The following is a 17,826-nucleotide window of genomic DNA, read 5'->3' as shown; positions in this document are numbered from 1 at the left end:
AATAAAATAAAATTTACTTTTTTTAATTTTAATTCTGATTAACAACAAAAAACCGTTTATTTCCAATTTAGTTGAAGGGCAAAACAGTTTTTTTCTTCTTTTTGAATAGAAAAAAAAGATTCTTTGTTGGTTTTAAATTCATTAATTGAAATTTCATCTTCCAACGAAAGTTCTTTCATAAAATTCATTTCAAAACTTTCTAAAGAATGATTTAAAATTAATTTTGGTTCTACATAATCCAAGCACCATTCCAAATATTTAACATTGTTTACATGGTTTACAATATCCAGATCGGAAATAAAAACTTGTTTTTTTGCAATCAGTTCACTTTCAGTTGGCACTACTATTTTTGATAAAGACACTTCGGTAGCTTTTTTATCGGGAAAAAGTTTAAAATGCTCAAAAGGTAAAGCTAATGCTTCTGGACGACGAATTTTGGTATTAAAAACGGCCCAAAACGTTTCACAACCCACCATTTTTTTTTTGTTTACATACATTTCTAAAGCACGGGTTGAGCGAGAATTTTCTAAATTATTAATCCAAGTTTTGATGGTTACAATATCGCCAGATTTTGGTAATTCTGAAATTTCAACTCGCATTCGACTCAGTACCCAAGCTTGATTAAAAGCTTGCATATCATTAAAACTTATTCCACCAACCTCTGAATGTGCTGCGGCGGTAAGTTGTAATAAATTGCACAAATCGGTGTATTTTAAAAAACCACTTGGTGTGCATTGGGTAAAGTTAATTTCCCATTCTTTGCTTATTTCCGATTGAAAATTGGGTGAAATTGGCATTTTAATTATTATTTTCGGTTAACGAATGTATGTGATTTGCAATGGTTAAAAATGGCGTTTGAAAATCGAACCAAGTTGTGTTTTCATTTCGCTTGAACCAAGTGAGTTGTCTTTTTGAAAAACGTCTTGTATTTTTCTTTATTTCATCTACAGCAAAATCTAATGAAATTTTATGATCGAAATAATCAAATAATTCGCGATATCCTACGGTTTGCAAGGCATTTAATGATTTGTGAGGAAATAATTTTTTGGCTTCTTCTAGTAAACCCGCTTCCATCATCAAATCAACTCTGCGGTTAATTCGGTCGTAAATTACCGTTCTATCTGCCTCTAATCCGATTAAAATTGGAACAAATGTGCGTTTGTTTTCTTTTTGGTTCAAAAAAGAAGAGTAGGGTTGTTGTGTAGCCAAACAGACTTCTGAAAAACGCATCAATCGTTGTGGATTTTGTAATGTTTGCGGATTGGTTTTAGATAAAAAAGCTACATATTCCGGATCATTTTCTTCGAGTATTTTTTGCAATGCCGAAATACCTTCTTTTTCGTAGATATTGGCAACTTCTTCTCTAATTTTTTGTGGAATGCTAGGAAAAGCATCAAATCCTTTTAAAACGGCATCCACATATAATCCTGAGCCTCCCACCATTATGGCGAAATCGTTATTTTTAAATAATTCTTCCAGAGTTTGTAGTGCTTCTTTTTCAAAATCTCCAACTGTATATGGCTCAAAAATCGATTTATTTTGAATAAAATGATGCGGAGCAGACTCTAATTCTTCTGAACTTGGCACCGCAGTTCCAATAGTCATTTCTTTAAAAAACTGGCGGCTATCGCTGGAAATGATTTCGCAGTCAAAATGTTGTGTCAATTGAATGCTTAAAGCGGTTTTTCCGATGGCAGTTGGGCCAACTATCGTAATAAGATATTTCATTTAGCCTTGTAATTTATTTAGGTGAAAGAGTAGCACCACATTGATAACAAAATTTGGAATCATCGGGATGTTCTATCAAACCGCAATTTGGACACGGGTTTTTATGAGTATGAACACTGTTTTTTAAAGTGTTTTTAGCAAATTCGGCCGTTACAATTCCGGTAGGCACAGCAATAATTCCGTAACCTAAAATCATAACTAACGAAGCTACAAATTGGCCCAAGGGAGTGATAGGTGAAATATCGCCATACCCAACAGTGGTAAGCGTTACAATGGTCCAATAAATACTCACTGGTATGCTTGTAAATCCACCTTCTTTGCCTTCTATCAAATACATCAAACTTCCAATAATGATGGTGCAAACTAAAACAAAATATATAAATACAATTATTTTTCCTTTACTGGCTTTTAGGGCATTTATTAATTGTAAATACTGACTGTTTATTTGTGGTATATGGAGAATTTTGAATAATCGTAGCAAACGCAAAGCCCGCACGATGACAAAAACATTCGTTCCAGGAAATATCCGAGACAAATACATCGGTAAAATAGCGAGTAAGTCGATTATGCCATAAAAATTAAAGATGTATCGAAACGGTTTATTGATGCAAATAATACGTAATAAATACTCAATTGTAAATAAAACGGTGACAATCCATTCAAAAACAATTAATTGCTCGTGGTATTTTTGATTAAAACCTTGAACGGTTTCTAACATTATCAAAATAACACTAAAAAGGATAACACCTAACAAAATCAAATCAAACAATCGTCCACTAACGGTATCGCTTTTGTAGATTATTTTGTAAATTTTATTTCTAAATTGGTCAAATGAAGATAACGGTTTATTCATTTAAAATGGTTTTAAACTGTTATTTTAAAAGTTAATGATTTTTAATGTTTTGCTTTTTCGAATATAATTTTGAATAATACTTCGTACATCACGATTATTCTCCATCGGAATTAGGATGTTTTTTAGAATTTCGGGATTCGTAATTTGATAATTCAAATCATAAAATGCATAACCTTTATATACGCCATTTTCAATCAAAACGGCACTTCTTTCATTAATAGTTCGTCCTTTATCTAATAAAATCATATTGGCATGCTCAAACGAATAATCGGTAATAAATTCTTGTACTCGAGCATTGTAAATTTCGGGTGCAACCAAGCCCAAACAAGCACCATCACATTCTTTTATTTTATATTGAAAGCATTCTTTTTTAGTTTCGTACAATCCATTTAATTTTTGGCAAAGGTGGTATCTTTCGGTAATTTTAAAAAGAAAATTTTTGCCTTCTTGTAAGGTCGAAAACGAGGTAATTTCGCGCTTTCTACCATCTGTTTTTTGTATTCTTAAATTCAGATAATTGTCTTTATCTTTTTCGAGATAGAGGGCGTATATAAAAATATTTTTGCGTTGCGACCGATTTAAAATAGGTTTATTAACCTTTATTTCCTGACTTTCTTTTAAAAGTGCAATTAGTTCGCTTCCGGTTTCTTCAAAAGAAATAGTAAACACGTCGTTTTGAATGCGTTTACTTTTATTGGTAATGCCGGTAAAATGTTGGTTTACCCTTTTTTTGATGTTCCGACTTTTGCCAATATAAATGATATTTCCATCTTTATTGTGAATGTAATAAACGCCCGTTTTAGCAGGTAAATCGTTTAATAAATCAAGCAGTTTAGGTGTGATTCCTTTTGCGACTTCAATCTTAATAAAGTCTTTTATAATGGTTTTTTCAACGTCTTTTTCAAGTAACAACTTGAACAATTTTACAGTTGCCATAGCATCTCCACTTGCGCGATGTCTATCGGCCATTGGGATACCGAGAGAGCGGACTAATTTTCCTAAACTATAAGAAGGTTGTTCGGGAATTAATTTTTTTGCCAACTCAACCGTACACAAGGTTTTAGCTTCAAATTGATAGCCCAACCGATTAAATTCGGTGCGTAAAATACGGTAATCAAAAGAAGTATTATGTGCCACAATAATGCTATCCGAAGTTATTTCGATAATGCGTTTGGCTACTTCAAAAAACTTAGGAGCCGAACGCAACATGGCGTTGTTAATTCCGGTTAGTTTAGCTACAAAAGGCTGAATCGGAATTTCGGGATTTACTAAGCTAATGAATTGATCTACAACCTCTAAACCATCAAATTTGTAAATGGCAATTTCGGTAATTCCTTCTTCATTGTATTGGCCTCCAGTAGTTTCTATGTCGAGTATTGCGTACAAATTGTGGTGTGAGTATGGTTTTAATGTATGTTTTTTAATGTTTTAACGAAAATAATAAATTTAAGAAAATTAAACCCTTCCTCCAAAAATACTACTTCCAATTCGTACCATGTTACTTCCGCAGGATATGGCTAATTGATAATCGCCCGACATTCCCATAGAGAGGGTGTTCATTTTACAATTTTCTAAATCAGTATTTTTATAACGATCAAAAAGTTTCTTTAAATATCCGAATTCTTTTTCAATTTGAAGCTTATTTTCAGTAAATGTTGCCATTCCCATTAAACCTTTTATTTGAATGTTTTGTAATTTTTTTAACTCATCCGAATGTAATAAATCTTGTAATTCGGCATCATCCAAACCAAATTTGGTATCTTCTTCTGCAATATGGATTTGAAGTAAGCAATCGATAGTTCGATTGTTTTTAGAAGCTTGTTTGTTGATTTCCTGTAATAATTTTAAACTATCAACACCGTGAATTAAACTCACAAACGGCGCCATAAATTTTACTTTATTCGTTTGCACGTGACCAATCATGTGCCACTGAATATCTTTAGGCATTTGCTCGTATTTTTCAGTCATTTCTTGAATTTTATTTTCTCCAAAAATGCGTTGACCTGCTTCGTATGCCTGCATTAAATCGGTAACGGGTTTTGTTTTAGAAACTGCTACAAGCGTAACATTTTCGGGTAATTCATTTTGTATAGACTGTAAATTGGATGCAATGGACATGTAATGGATTTTTTAATTTTTTAAAAATTGATTGGAGATAACTTCGGCTTTTTTATTTTTCGTATAATCATAAAAACCTTCGCCCGATTTTACACCGAGTTTTCCGGCTCTTACCATATTGACTAATAAAGGGCAGGGTGCGTATTTTGGATTTTTAAATCCTTCGTAAAGTACATTTAAAATAGCCAAACAAACATCTAAACCAATAAAATCGGCTAATTGCAAAGGTCCCATCGGATGTCCCATTCCGAGTTTCATCACCGAGTCAATTTCAATAACTCCAGCCACATTGTGATGCAAGGTTTCTATGGCTTCGTTTAACATGGGCATCAAAATACGATTGGCCACAAAACCAGGATAATCGTGTACTTTTACTGGCGATTTTCCGAGTTTATGTGCTAATTCCATCACAATTTTGATGACTTCATCACTAGTCGAATAACCCCGAATAACTTCAACCAAAGGCATAATAGGCACCGGATTCATAAAATGCATTCCAATAACCCGCTCCGGATGCGATACAACCGACGCTATTTGTGTAATGGAAATAGAGGAAGTGTTGGTAGCCAAAATAATATTATGCGAACAAATATGATTGAGTTTTTTAAAAAGATTGAGTTTAAGTTCGGTATTTTCTGTAGCGGCTTCAATTACAAAATCTGCTCCTACGGCACCATCTTCCAAATCGGTGTAACATATAATATTCGTTATAGTTTTGATTTTGTCTTGCTCTGTAATGCTGCCTTTTTTTATCATTCGATCCAAATTGGCCGCAATAGTATTCATACCTTTATCTATTGATTTTTCAGAAATATCAATCAGTTTGACGGTAAATCCGTGCTGCGCAAAAGTATGTGCAATTCCGTTTCCCATCGTTCCTGCACCAATAACTGCAATTGTTTTCATTTTATTTTTTAAAAAATTAAGGTTTAAAAATGTACAAAAACACTTTAAACCTTAAAGATAATTATATTTTATTAAAAGTTATTTCTCGAAACAATCGATAATTTGGTAGGCAACACGCAAGGCTTCGGTTGCTTGTTCCAATGTTACAATTGGAGTAGTATTGTTTTGTATTGCTTCGGCAAATGATTCTAATTCATCTAAAATGGCATTATTTTGAGAAACTTCGGGATTGGTAAAATAAATTTGTTTTTTTACTCCTTCAGCATTTTGTAGAATCATATCAAAATCACCAGGATTTTCGGGCGCATCTTTCATACGAACTACTTCGCATTTTTTTTCTAAAAAATCAACCGATATATAAGCGTCTTTTTGAAAAAAACGGGTTTTCCGCATATTTTTCATCGAAATTCGGCTAGCAGTTAAGTTGGCTACGCAGCCGTTTTCAAATTCAATTCTGGCGTTGGCAATATCAGGTGTTTCGCTAATAACCGAAACTCCACTAGCATTGATTTTTTTTACTTTTGATTTAATTACGCTTAAAATAGCATCGATATCATGTATCATTAAATCTAATACTACCGGAACATCGGTTCCTCTTGGATTAAATTCGGCCAAACGGTGTGTTTCAATAAACATTGGGTTTTTGACCATGTTTTTTGTAGCAATGAACGCTGGATTGAAACGCTCTACATGACCTACTTGTCCTTTTACGTTGTATTCTTTGGCTAAAGCTATTATTTCTTCTGCTTCTTCAACAGTATTTGAAATGGGTTTTTCAATAAAAATATGTTTACCCGATTTGATGGCTACTTTAGCACATTTATAATGCGAAAGGGTAGGAGTTACAATATCAATCACATCAACAGCATGTATTAATTTGGCAATTGTATTGAATTTTTTGTATCCGAATTCTTTTTCAATTTTATCAGCATATTCTTGATTTTCGTCATAAAATCCAACTAATTCATATTTTTCAGATTGTTGTAATAAACGCAAATGAATTTTTCCAAGATGACCTGCACCTAAAACTCCTACTTTAAGCATGATAATGTATTTTTAACAAAAATAGCAATTTCAATTTAAAATCCTGAATAATTGATTTGGATTTTGGATATTGCTTTTTGGATTTTTTACAGTTATTTTTACCAAAAATTAAACACCAAACATTGAAAGACACTGCCAAACATCAAGGACTTAGAAATCAATTAGTAAGCATTTTGCAACAAAAAGGGATTTCGGATAAATCGGTTTTGGAGGCCATTCAAAAAATTCCAAGACATCTTTTTTTAGATTCTAGTTTTGAAGATTATGCTTACCAAGATAAGGCTTTTCCTATAGGTGCGGGTCAAACTATTTCGCAGCCTTATACAGTGGCCTTTCAATCGCAATTATTACAAGTTAAAAAAGACGATAAAATTCTCGAAATCGGAACAGGATCGGGCTATCAAACGGCTGTTTTGTATAAATTGGGTGCCAAAGTTTACACTGTTGAAAGACAAAATGAGCTATTTAAAAAAACCAATGCTTTGTTTCCTAAATTAGGAATTAGACCCAAACATTTGTCTTTTGGAGATGGTTACAAAGGTTTACCCTTACACGCTCCTTTTGATAGTATTATCGTTACTGCGGGAGCTCCTTTTATTCCAAAACCTTTAATGGCTCAGTTAAAAATTGGGGGTAGATTGGTAATTCCGTTAGGCGAAAATGTACAAATAATGACACTTTTAATTCGTAAAAACGAAACCCAATTTGAAAAACATGAGTTTGGTGAGTTTCGATTTGTTCCTTTATTAGAAGATAAAAATTAAATTTAAAGCGAAAGAGCGTATTCTAAAGTTGCTTTTTGAGCTTCGGCCATGAGTAAACTAAAATTAGCAATATTGTCTTCGGTAAAACTTTGTTCTATTTCAGCAATATAATTTTCCTTCTCAGAACGATCGCTTTTAATTACAATTAAACTGTATTTGTTTTGAAGTAAAATCCAATTCATTATTAAAAAGGCAATTTGATTGTTGTACTGCCGAAAAGGCAAAATTTGCATGATTTTTAAATGAGTTTCTGAAGCCAGGATCAATGGATGGATGTTGTCTTTGCTCATCTCATACCATTTGAAGAGAATTTTGAGCTCATTTATAGTTGTTTTATCTGGCTGCTGATTGCTTATTTCTGGTTCTATTTCTTGAGTTAATATGGAATAAATTTGCAATAATTTTTTCTCACAAAAGTCAATTTTTTTCTGAATTAATTCTTTGCAATATTGAATGGCTTCAAAAAAATTAATGATTTCTAAATGCTCTTTCATAGGTTTATCTGTAATAGAAATCCCTTCGTTTACAATAAGTTTTACCTCTTCAAAACTCATTTTATTTCCGTTTAAACTATTGCATTCAAAAGTAAAATACAAATCCAATTGCTTGGTGATTCTACGGTATTCTAACAAATTTAAATTATAGAATTGTTGTAGGAGTGAATTAATTTCGGTAACTAATTTTTGTAATTTTTCTGAAGTTTTAGGCTGAATGACCTCTGATTTCAAAAGTTCGGATTCGACTAATTTCAAAGCTTCTAAAGCGAATTTTTCATTTTTAATTTCATGTAAAATTCTTTCTTTTAACCATAAAACTAAAATTGTATCTAAATTGATATTTAATAAATGAGCAAGTTTTACTATTTGTTCCTTCGTAGGTTTTCGTGTGCCACTTTCAAATTTACTAATTAAGGCTTGGTCTATTTGTAGCATTTGTGCTACTTCCCTTGTTTTTAACCCTTTTTCTTCTCTTGCCTTTTTTAAAATTGCATTCATGGAATCGTAGTTGGTCTTGACAAATTTTGTCATTTATTGAGCTAAAAAAAAGCGCCTTAATTTAATAAAGCGCCTTAAAAGTTTTGTTTAATTATTTTGCAATAGAACCATCAACTTGCATTTGCTCTTTAATAGCATTCATGATATCATCTACCATTGGCCCTAATTCAGATCCAGCTAATGTTTTAGTGGTACCTGTCCAAAGCAATTTGTTTTTTGTTAACGAAAAAATGTTTGTTTCAATCATGTAGTACGTACTTTCGTCATAGTAACCTGGGCTATAAAATCCAGTACCGTACATTCCGTACCAACCACCAAAAGCACCACCATAAAAACCACCATATCCAGGATAACCTCCATAATATACGCCAGTTGTACCAGGAACATAATCGGTTTCTTTTTCCTTGCTAACCAAACGCATTGTAATTACACCATCAAAATTTTCATCGTGTAAAACTTTAAGTTTTTCTTCTTGCGACATTTTTTGAGTCGTTTCGTTTAGAAATTGGTAAGAAGTATGCAAAATGGAAGGATTCGTAGCTGCAATTCTATTTTCGGTATTTCTACGTGTAGCCTCATCTTTCATTAAAGCTACTACCATTACTTTTTTAAAGTTTTGTGATGCAATAGTTTCGCTAGGGTCTTTCCAACTTGTTACTACCGATGTGCTGCTTCCACAGCTAACAAACAAGGCCGCAGTTATAAGAGCTAAAATTTTTTTCATTGTACTTATTTAGTTTTAAATTATAAAAGTAAAAGTAATTATTATTATGAAATATTTTACAATAAAATTTGAATTCTCTAGATTTAATTAAACGCTTTTTTGATACGATCTAAATCGCGTTTAGTATCTTGTTCTTTTAATGATTCGCGTTTATCATACGTTTTTTTACCCCTACACAATCCGATTTGAAGTTTAGCTAAACCTTTTTCGTTGGTAAATAATTTTAAAGGAATGATGGTTAGTCCTTTAGCTTGAACACTTTTATGCAACGTTTTTAATTCGCGTTTATTCAAAAGTAATTTTCTTTCGCTTCGGGATTTATGATTGAATTGGTTACCGAACGAATATTCTTCGATATACGTATTAATTGCAAAAAGCTCCATGCCGCTAAATTCGCAAAAGCTCTCGGTTATGTTGGCTTTTCCTAAACGAATGGATTTTATTTCGGTTCCTGCTAAAACAATTCCAGCAGTATAAGTGTCGATTATTTCGTAATCAAATCGAGCTCTTTTATTTAAAATGTTTACAGACTTTTGCATATAGCGCAAATTTAGGAACAAATAGATGAAACTACAATCGTTTTTAAGGAAATACTATAAATTTGCATTATGGAAAAAATACATTCAAAAGATCCACTTCATGGCATGACCCTTCAAAAAATCCTAGAACTACTTGTGGATTTTTATGGTTTTGATACTTTATCGGAATTAATTCCGATTAATTGTTTCAAAAAAAATCCTACTATCAAATCGAGTCTGACTTTTTTAAGAAAAACCGATTGGGCTCGAAAAAAAGTAGAAGAACTCTATTTAAATTCGTATACTAAATTTTAATTTAATTTATACGAAAGCATAATTCCTCCACGATAAGGTAGCCATTCACCACTTTTGTTATAGTTTTGAGCTCTGTCATAGCGACCTGGTGTACCATCATTATAATAGCCGTGATAAAAACCTTGGTGCCAACCACCTCCAACAAAACAATCCAAATTAAATTTTTCGTTTAATTTTACGTTATAACCAATCGTTGCTCCTAAACGGTAGCCAAAACCATCTTCGTATTGATTTGATTCCCAATAATTCCATTTTTGAAGTTGGTATTTATCAGCACCAATATGAGCACCCACATAAAAACCATTGTATTTTTCTTTAAAATGGTAACGAACTTCGGGTGTAAAAGTGTAAAATTTCATAGGATGTTTTCCATCAAAAGAATTCCAAAACGAAGCCATAACATCAAACTGAAAAGTAGTTTTCTCACCTATACTAGTTTCTATACCAATATCCGGAATTAAAACTAACGCAGTTAAAACATTTGCTTTTATGTAAGTTTGACTTTGAAGTGTTGAAAAAAAAGAACAAAAAAGGAGTAGGGCAATAACAGTTTTTTTCATGATTGGGTTTACAATTCTAAGGTGGTATTTAAAATTTGGATGCAAATATATCGCTTAAAATCGGTGAAAATTATTTGAAACAACCATTTTTTAATTAAGAAAAATTATTGCAAGTTTAGTTATTTAATAATGAGTATATTACCGAATCGTAAAAAACGCCATTAAAAAATTCATTTTCTTTGAAATGGGCTTCTTTTATAAAACCGTTTTTTAAAAGCACTTTTTCAGAAGAATAATTTTTGGGATCAATTACCGCTTCGATAGAATGTAAATGTATTTCTTCAAATCCAAACTGTATCAACCTTTTTACCGCTTCCGAAATAAAACCTTTTCCATGGTATTCAGATAAAAGCATATAACCTATTTCGGCTCGGAAGTGTTCCGGTTTGATGCGGTAAAATCCGATTAATCCAATTAATTTAGAATTCCCTTTGTTTCTAATTGCCCAATTTATTCCTTCGTTAGATTCAATTTTAGCGTCAATCATAGAAAGATGCTCCAAAGCATCTTCTTTCGTTTTTAACAAAGGTCTCGGAATAAATTGCATCAATTCAGGATTAGAACGAAGTGCGATTATTTCTTGGTAATCCGATTTTTTGGCTCTATCAAAGACCAATCTTTCAGATTCAAAAACAGGAAATGGTGTAAAGTTTAAGGTTTACATTTTTACAGTATTTCTAATGAAAATTGCGCTTTAAAATTTTTATCGGCAAGTAATTCTATGATTCCTTCTTTATCTTCTAATCGACCGTTGTTTTGGAAGGTGTCGGCATATCCCAACCAAGGTTCAATACAAACAAAAGGCGCATTAACAACAGTCCAAATTCCCAAACTCGGAAAATCGGTAAATACAACTTTAAGGTAGGGTTTTTTATTTTCTAAAATAGTGAGCGCATTCGATTCTAAATTTTTAAAAATCAGAGCATCTTTTTCAAATAATTCGTAATGAAGTGGTAAACTTTTTTCGTTTAAATCCAGTTCTTTCGTTTTATCCGAAATTAAATTGTCTGCTAATAAATAATAATTTGCCTTTTCTGATTTTTCAAATTGAAGGGAATAGCTTTCGAAATTTTCAGGGAGAGCAATGGCAGGATGCGCACCTACAGAAAAAAACATCGACGTTTTATTTTTATTGATGACAGTATACGCTATGCTAATTTTAGAATCTTCTAAGGTATAACTAATTTGAAATTCAAACTCAAAAGGGTAAACTTGTAGTGTTTCTGGATTAGATTGGATTGAAAAAATAGCAGTCTCGGCGGTTGAATTCACCAAAGTAAAATTCATTTCACGAGCAAAACCATGTCTGGAAAGTTGGTATTCTTTGTCATTAAATAGGTATGAATTATTTTTCAATGCCCCAACTATAGGAAACAAAACTGGAGAATGTTTACCCCAAAATTCCGGGTTACCTTCCCAAATGTATTCTTTGTTATGATGGTTTTTTAAAGAAATTAATTCGGCACCTAAATGTGCAATGGTTGCTGTAATTTTGGAGTTAGATAGAATAGTTTGCAAGTCTTTAACTTTTAAAATTTTTGTAACGATATTTTTTAATAAATACTTTTTAAAAGAAGTAATTGTAATTATTTATTTTATAAAGTTTTGCTAAATTACGTAAAGGTTATTGAATTTAATTTCCAAGACAGTGTTTTTTTTCATTAATTTGCTAACTAAACCTCTTAATCTAATGAAAAAATACAATTGTAAAAGCGTTTTTGCTACCGCTTTATTATTTGTGTTTTCGATTTCTTGGTCGCAACAAGAATCGAAAACTTCTGCATCTGAGTCCAATTACAATTATCATGATGCATTTGCTCCAAATTTTTATACCCAAAATGGTACTACAACTCGCTCAGCCAGTGGAAAACCTGGAGCAGAATATTGGCAAAATAGTGCCGATTACAAAATAAAAGTACATTTAAACGAAGCAACAAATGAGTTAGTTGCTTCCGATGAAATTACGTATACCAACAACAGTCCCGATTCGATGTCGTTTTTATGGCTAAATATGGATCAAAATTTGTTTAAAGCCGATTCTAGAGGAAATGCTATTATTCCTTTGACCGGAAGTCGAAATGGAGCTCAGGGTCAAATTTTTGACGGAGGTTATAAAATTAAATCGGTAAAAGTAATTTCTGGAAATAAAAAAAGAGGAAATGAAGCCGATGCTAAATACGTAATTACAGATACGCGTATGCAGGTTTTTTTGCCAACAGAATTAGCGGCAAAAGGAGATGTTGTTAAAATAAAAATCGAATATTCGTTTATATCTCCAAATGAAGGTTCTGACCGTATGGGAGTTTTGGAAACCAAAAACGGTAAAATTTTTACTATGGCGCAATGGTATCCTCGTATGTGTGTTTACGATGATGTTCATGGTTGGAACACCAATCCTTATTTAGGTGCTTCCGAATTTTATTTGGAATACGGTACTTTTGATGTAGAAATTACAGCTCCAGCTAATCATATTGTGGTTGCATCGGGAGAATTATTAAATGGTTCTGATGTACTTTCTTCTGAAGAAAAAAAGCGATATAAGCAAGCGAAAGAAAGTGATAAAACAGTTATCATTCGTTCTGCTGCCGAAGTAGAAGCTATGGCCAATACTAAATCAAATGGCGAAAAAACATGGCATTATCAAATAAAAAATGCACGTGACTTTTCGTGGGCTTCATCGGCTGCCTTTATTTTTGATGGAGCAAAAATTAATTTACCAAGCGGAAAAAAAGCATTGGCTTTGTCGGTTTATCCTGTAGAAAGTGATGGTCAAGAAGCTTGGAGCCGTTCTACCGAATATACCAAAACATCGATAGAGAATTATTCTAAACGTTGGTTTGAATATCCGTATCCAGTGGCTACAAATGTAGCAGGAAATGAAGGCGGAATGGAGTATCCAGGAATTGTTTTTTGTGGATGGGAATCGAAAGGTGAATCGTTATGGGGAGTTACCGATCATGAATTTGGACACATTTGGTTTCCGATGATTGTTGGTTCAAACGAACGTTTGTTTGGCTGGATGGATGAAGGTTTTAATACTTTTATAAATTCGTTAAGCTCTCATGATTTCAATAACGGTGAATATAAAGAAGCTGCAACCGATAATCATAAAATGGCTGAAAGGTTTACTAGTCCAAAATTAGAAACCGTTTTTAGTTCGCCAGACAACATGAAAGAAGCCAATATAGGAATGTTGCTTTATTTTAAGCCAAGTGCAGGTTTAATTATGTTAAGAGAACAAGTTTTAGGTGTAGAACGTTTTGACACTGCTTTTAGAGAATACATTAAAAGATGGGCTTATAAACACCCAACTCCTGATGATTTTTTTAGAACGATGGAAAACGTTTCTGGAGAAGATTTAGGTTGGTTTTGGAGAGGTTGGTTTATCAACAACTGGCGATTAGATCAGGCAATTACGGGAATCAAATACGTGAAAAATGATCCTGCTAAAGGTGTTATTATTTCAATAGAAAATAACGATAAAATGGTTATGCCAATTGTTATCGAAGTAAAAACAAAATCCGGAAAAACATCCAGAGCAAAATTGCCAGTTGAAGTTTGGCAACGTAACAAAGAATGGTCTTTCAAATACGATTCTAACGAAGAAATAGAAAGCATTACAATCGATCCGGATCATGTCTTCCCGGATTATAACGATGCTAATAATATTTGGAAAGCTGCTTCTGGTAAAATTGAAAAAGACCTTATTTTAGATGCCTATTTAGGAACGTATTCTAATACTCAATCGCCAATGAAAGTTGTTTTTACAGAGTCAAATAGTACCCTTAAAGCGGATATTACCAATTATCCTTCCTTTTTTGTAACTCCGGTAAAAGAAAAACCGAATACTTTTGAGTCCAAAAGAGCTGGTGTTACGTTTGAATTTGATACTCAAAAAAATACCATGAACATGCTTTTGGGCGATGGTCAAAAAATTCCGTTTACGAAACAATAATTACAATATTTAATTTTTTTAAAAGCCTCAAGCATTTTGTTTGAGGCTTTTTTTGTAACAGACTATTAAAAAAATGTTATAAACCTGTTCATTTTATTATTTCTCAAAAAAAATCGTACTTTTGTGCCATGAATAAATTGAATTTACATATAACTTTTGTCTTACGGACATTCTTGCCTATTACTTCGCCCGAAGTACGGATACTATTTGTATAGTATTCATTAGAGTTTAAAATTGTATTCATTCTATATTCATTTTCATTTTGAAATTACCTCAGTTATCCTTCGGAGTAATGTTCCCTAAAAACAGTATTCGTTTTTTTAAATCAAAAATTCAACATTTTGATTCAGAATGTTTTATGTTTGTTTTTTTTGGTCTGATTCTTGGATGCAATGGAATTTCAAGTAAAAAGTTATTTAATTTTTTAACCCTTAACTTCAATTATTAAAATGAAGATCTCTATTGTTGTTACACAAGAAGAACATTTTAAATATGCGCAAGAAATTTGCGATACTATAGAATCATCGGCCTTGCTAAGAGGTACGGGTATTGCTAAACGTACGCCAGAATATATACAAAAGAAAATGAAAAACGGCGATGCAGTTATTGCATTAGCTGATGATAAATTTGCTGGTTTTTGTTACATCGAAAGTTGGGAACACGGTAAATTTGTCGCACACTCTGGTTTAATTGTTCATCCGGATTACCGTCATTTGGGCTTAGCCAAAAAAATAAAAACATTCGTTTTTGATTATTCGTTAAAAAAATTCCCAGGTGCAAAAATTTTTGGAATCACCACAGGTTTAGCTGTAATGAAAATCAATTCGGATTTAGGATACAAACCAGTTCCTTTTTCTGAGTTAACCACCGATCCAAGTTTTTGGGCTGGATGTAAAACCTGTACTAATTTTGAAATTTTACAAAGTAAAAACAATAAAATGTGTTTGTGTACGGGAATGCTCTATGATCCAAACGAAAAGAAAAAAGAACCACCAAAACACCCTTTTAACGAGGCTGTTTTGAAAAGACTTAAAAAAATAAAACAAGCCTTGTTTTTAAATAAAATTTTGGCGTTTGATTTTTTATCTTAAAATTAAAATTAATCTAAACTAGCTACGATTCTAAATAAGTAGTGCAAATTATATAATATGAAAAAAGTTGTTTTAGCTTACAGCGGAGGTTTGGATACCTCATATTGCCTTAAATATTTAAAAAATGAAAAAGGGTATGAAGTACATACTGTGCTTGTAAATACAGGTGGTTTTGACGATGCCGAGTTGAAAGCTATTGAAGATAGAGCTTACGAATTAGGAAGTGCCAAACACGCTAATTTGACAATTTTAGATAAATATTACGATAAAGCCATCAAATATTTGATTTTTGGTAATGTTTTAAAAAACAATACATACCCGTTATCAGTAAGTGCTGAAAGAGTTTTTCAAGCTATTGAAGCAATCAATTATGCAAAATCTGTTGGTGCAACTGCTATAGCACATGGTAGTACAGGAGCTGGAAACGACCAAATTCGTTTTGATTTGATTTTTCAAACCATAGCTCCGGAAATTGAAATTATAACGCCAATTCGCGATTTAAAACTTTCTAGACAAGAAGAAGTAGATTATTTACAAAAAAATGGTGTTTCGTATTCTTGGGAAAAAGCCCAATATTCAATCAATAAAGGACTTTGGGGAACCAGTGTTGGGGGGAAAGAAACCTTAACTTCGGGGCAACCTTTACCGAGCGATGCTTATCCTTCACAATTACAAAAAAACAACGAAGAAAAAGTAACATTAGAGTTTAAAAAAGGTGAATTAGTTGCTGTTAATGGAGTTTCGGACAAGCCATCAAACAATATTGTTACTTTAGAAAAATTAGCAAATGCTTATGCTATCGGAAGGGATATTCACGTGGGTGATACTATTATAGGAATCAAAGGAAGAGTTGGTTTTGAAGCTGCTGCTCCGTTAATCATAATCAAAGCCCACCATTTGTTAGAAAAACACACTCTTGGTAAATGGCAACAATATTGGAAAGAACAATTAGGAAACTGGTACGGAATGTTATTTCATGAAGGGCAATTTTTAGATCCTGTAATGCGTAACATTGAAACATTCCTTGAGGATACTCAAAAAACAGTAAACGGAACAGTAACGGTTTCCCTAAAACCATATCATTTTTCTTTAGATGGAATTGAATCACCAAACGATTTAATGAATAATGGTTTTGGTCAATATGGCGAAATGAATAATGCTTGGACATCGGATGATGCTAAAGGTTTTATCAAAATTCTAGGAAATGCACAAAACATTTATTCATCTGTAAACCAAGAAAGTTATGATTAATGTCGGAATAATTGGGGGATCGGGATATACAGCAGGCGAATTAATTCGTTTGTTGATGTTTCATCCAAATGTAAATATCGACTTTGTATACAGCACAACTAACGCTGGAAAACCTTTATATACCGCACATCAAGATTTGATGGGTGATATTGAAATGAATTTTACCGATCAGGTAAATCCAAATGTAAACGTGGTTTTTTTATGTTTAGGTCATGGCAGATCCATTTCTTTTTTACAAGAAAACCCATTTGCTGCACATACTAAAATCATCGATTTAGGAAATGATTTCCGATTGAATGCCGATGCCGTTTTTGAAGAAAAAACCTTTGTTTACGGTTTGCCTGAATTGAATAAAAATAAAATTAAAGAAGCAAATTATATTGCCAATCCTGGTTGTTTTGCTACAGCTATTCAATTGGCATTATTGCCATTAGCCGCTGATGGTTTGTTACAAGACGATGTGCATATTAACGCTACAACGGGCAGCACTGGAGCAGGAGTAGGTTTATCGGCAACTTCTCATTTTAGTTGGAGAAACAATAATTTTTCGCACTATAAAGCATTCGAACACCAACATTTGGGCGAAATCAATCAAAGTTTAAAGCAATTGCAAAATTCATTCGAAAACGAATTACTTTTTATTCCAAATAGAGGTGATTTTCCAAGAGGAATTTTCGCAACGTTATACACTAAATCTGAAGAAACTTTAGAAAATCTAGTTGCCAAATACGAAGCTTTTTACAAAGATGAACCTTTTGTAACGGTTACAACTTCTAATATTAATTTAAAACAAGTAGTGCAAACCAATAAGTCTATTATTAGTTTAATGAAAAAGGGCAACCGGGTACTCATTACGTCTATCATCGATAACTTGAGTAAAGGTGCTTCAGGCCAAGCCATCCAAAATATGAATTTGATGTTTGGTTTGCCCGAAACTACCGGTCTGCAAGTAAAACCTTGTGGATTCTAGAAAAATTGAAAGATTAAAAGATTGAAATATTTAA

19 protein-coding genes are annotated in these 17,826 nt (G+C 32.6%); 6 read left to right on the top strand and 13 right to left on the bottom strand.

Annotated features, from left to right (window positions below; genetic code table 11):
* Positions 1–56: 56 nt before the first annotated feature.
* The 7 genes from I5M07_RS02055 to I5M07_RS02025 all read right to left on the bottom strand — a co-directional run bounded on the left by I5M07_RS02055 (position 57) and on the right by I5M07_RS02025 (position 6,649).
* Complete coding sequence (locus I5M07_RS02055) at positions 57–797, bottom strand: acyl-[acyl-carrier-protein] thioesterase (protein ID WP_200104529.1); 741 nt, start codon at positions 795–797, stop codon at positions 57–59.
* A 1-nt stretch (position 798) separates the two neighbouring features.
* Positions 799–1,728: a tRNA (adenosine(37)-N6)-dimethylallyltransferase MiaA gene (gene miaA, locus I5M07_RS02050; protein WP_200104528.1), complete on the bottom strand. Its 930-nt coding sequence runs from the start codon at positions 1,726–1,728 to the stop codon at positions 799–801.
* A 13-nt stretch (positions 1,729–1,741) separates the two neighbouring features.
* Positions 1,742–2,581 carry an ion transporter gene (locus I5M07_RS02045; protein WP_200104527.1) on the bottom strand — a complete coding sequence of 280 codons (840 nt, stop codon included), beginning with the start codon at positions 2,579–2,581 and terminating at the stop codon, positions 1,742–1,744.
* Positions 2,582–2,605: 24 nt separating this feature from the next.
* Complete coding sequence (locus tag I5M07_RS02040; protein ID WP_200104526.1) at positions 2,606–3,967, bottom strand: exonuclease domain-containing protein; 1,362 nt, start codon at positions 3,965–3,967, stop codon at positions 2,606–2,608.
* A 69-nt stretch (positions 3,968–4,036) separates the two neighbouring features.
* A complete protein-coding gene (locus I5M07_RS02035; protein WP_200104525.1) occupies positions 4,037–4,699 on the bottom strand; it encodes a YggS family pyridoxal phosphate-dependent enzyme in 663 nt (220 codons plus the stop codon).
* Between the two features lie 12 nt (positions 4,700–4,711).
* Positions 4,712–5,605, bottom strand: coding sequence for a 3-hydroxyacyl-CoA dehydrogenase family protein (locus I5M07_RS02030; RefSeq protein ID WP_200104524.1), 894 nt, complete (start codon positions 5,603–5,605; stop codon positions 4,712–4,714).
* Between the two features lie 78 nt (positions 5,606–5,683).
* Positions 5,684–6,649, bottom strand: a complete 966-nt coding sequence (locus I5M07_RS02025; protein WP_200104523.1) for a Gfo/Idh/MocA family protein — start codon at positions 6,647–6,649, stop codon at positions 5,684–5,686.
* Between the two features lie 122 nt (positions 6,650–6,771).
* On the opposite strand from I5M07_RS02025, the gene I5M07_RS02020 reads away from it, so the two are divergent.
* On the top strand, positions 6,772–7,413 hold the full coding sequence (locus I5M07_RS02020; protein ID WP_200104522.1) for a protein-L-isoaspartate(D-aspartate) O-methyltransferase: 642 nt from the start codon (positions 6,772–6,774) through the stop codon (positions 7,411–7,413).
* Between the two features lie 2 nt (positions 7,414–7,415).
* On the opposite strand, the gene I5M07_RS02015 is transcribed toward I5M07_RS02020, so the two are convergent.
* From I5M07_RS02015 to smpB, 3 genes are all read right to left on the bottom strand, one after another.
* On the bottom strand, positions 7,416–8,408 hold the full coding sequence (locus I5M07_RS02015) for a helix-turn-helix domain-containing protein (protein WP_200104521.1): 993 nt from the start codon (positions 8,406–8,408) through the stop codon (positions 7,416–7,418).
* Positions 8,409–8,499: 91 nt separating this feature from the next.
* Positions 8,500–9,132 (bottom strand): hypothetical protein, encoded by a 633-nt coding sequence (locus I5M07_RS02010; protein WP_200104520.1) that lies wholly within the window; start codon positions 9,130–9,132, stop codon positions 8,500–8,502.
* 83 nt (positions 9,133–9,215) lie between these two features.
* Positions 9,216–9,671 carry an SsrA-binding protein SmpB gene (smpB, locus tag I5M07_RS02005; RefSeq protein ID WP_200104519.1) on the bottom strand — a complete coding sequence of 152 codons (456 nt, stop codon included), beginning with the start codon at positions 9,669–9,671 and terminating at the stop codon, positions 9,216–9,218.
* Positions 9,672–9,740: 69 nt separating this feature from the next.
* On the opposite strand from smpB, the gene I5M07_RS02000 reads away from it, so the two are divergent.
* Positions 9,741–9,965: a VF530 family protein gene (locus I5M07_RS02000; RefSeq protein WP_200104518.1), complete on the top strand. Its 225-nt coding sequence runs from the start codon at positions 9,741–9,743 to the stop codon at positions 9,963–9,965.
* Here the strand turns inward: I5M07_RS02000 and I5M07_RS01995 are convergent.
* The 3 genes from I5M07_RS01995 to I5M07_RS01985 form a co-directional block, all read right to left on the bottom strand.
* Positions 9,962–10,525, bottom strand: coding sequence for a DUF3575 domain-containing protein (locus I5M07_RS01995; RefSeq protein ID WP_200104517.1), 564 nt, complete (start codon positions 10,523–10,525; stop codon positions 9,962–9,964). The two genes, I5M07_RS02000 and I5M07_RS01995, sit on opposite strands and share 4 nt — an antisense overlap.
* Positions 10,526–10,640: 115 nt before the next feature.
* Complete coding sequence (locus tag I5M07_RS01990; RefSeq protein ID WP_233621909.1) at positions 10,641–11,141, bottom strand: GNAT family N-acetyltransferase; 501 nt, start codon at positions 11,139–11,141, stop codon at positions 10,641–10,643.
* Positions 11,142–11,191: 50 nt separating this feature from the next.
* Positions 11,192–12,043 carry an aldose 1-epimerase family protein gene (locus I5M07_RS01985; protein ID WP_200104516.1) on the bottom strand — a complete coding sequence of 284 codons (852 nt, stop codon included), beginning with the start codon at positions 12,041–12,043 and terminating at the stop codon, positions 11,192–11,194.
* A 172-nt stretch (positions 12,044–12,215) separates the two neighbouring features.
* On the opposite strand from I5M07_RS01985, the gene I5M07_RS01980 reads away from it, so the two are divergent.
* The 4 genes from I5M07_RS01980 (at position 12,216) to argC (ending at position 17,792) form a co-directional block, all read left to right on the top strand.
* On the top strand, positions 12,216–14,480 hold the full coding sequence (locus tag I5M07_RS01980; RefSeq protein WP_200104515.1) for a M1 family metallopeptidase: 2,265 nt from the start codon (positions 12,216–12,218) through the stop codon (positions 14,478–14,480).
* Between the two features lie 449 nt (positions 14,481–14,929).
* Complete coding sequence (locus tag I5M07_RS01975) at positions 14,930–15,571, top strand: GNAT family N-acetyltransferase (RefSeq protein ID WP_200104514.1); 642 nt, start codon at positions 14,930–14,932, stop codon at positions 15,569–15,571.
* A gap of 57 nt (positions 15,572–15,628) precedes the next feature.
* The gene (locus tag I5M07_RS01970) at positions 15,629–16,822 is read left to right on the top strand and encodes an argininosuccinate synthase (protein WP_200104513.1); all 1,194 of its coding nucleotides are present in this window, start codon (positions 15,629–15,631) and stop codon (positions 16,820–16,822) included.
* Complete coding sequence (argC, locus tag I5M07_RS01965; RefSeq protein ID WP_200104512.1) at positions 16,815–17,792, top strand: N-acetyl-gamma-glutamyl-phosphate reductase; 978 nt, start codon at positions 16,815–16,817, stop codon at positions 17,790–17,792. The genes I5M07_RS01970 and argC overlap by 8 nt, the downstream gene beginning before the upstream one ends.
* The last annotated feature ends 34 nt before the right edge of the window (positions 17,793–17,826 follow it).

The organism is Flavobacterium agrisoli (genome assembly GCF_016522065.1).
Lineage (GTDB): Bacteria > Bacteroidota > Bacteroidia > Flavobacteriales > Flavobacteriaceae > Flavobacterium > Flavobacterium agrisoli.
The sequence above is the reverse complement of the archived record's forward strand: the minus strand, read 5'-3'. Positions and strand labels throughout refer to the sequence as shown.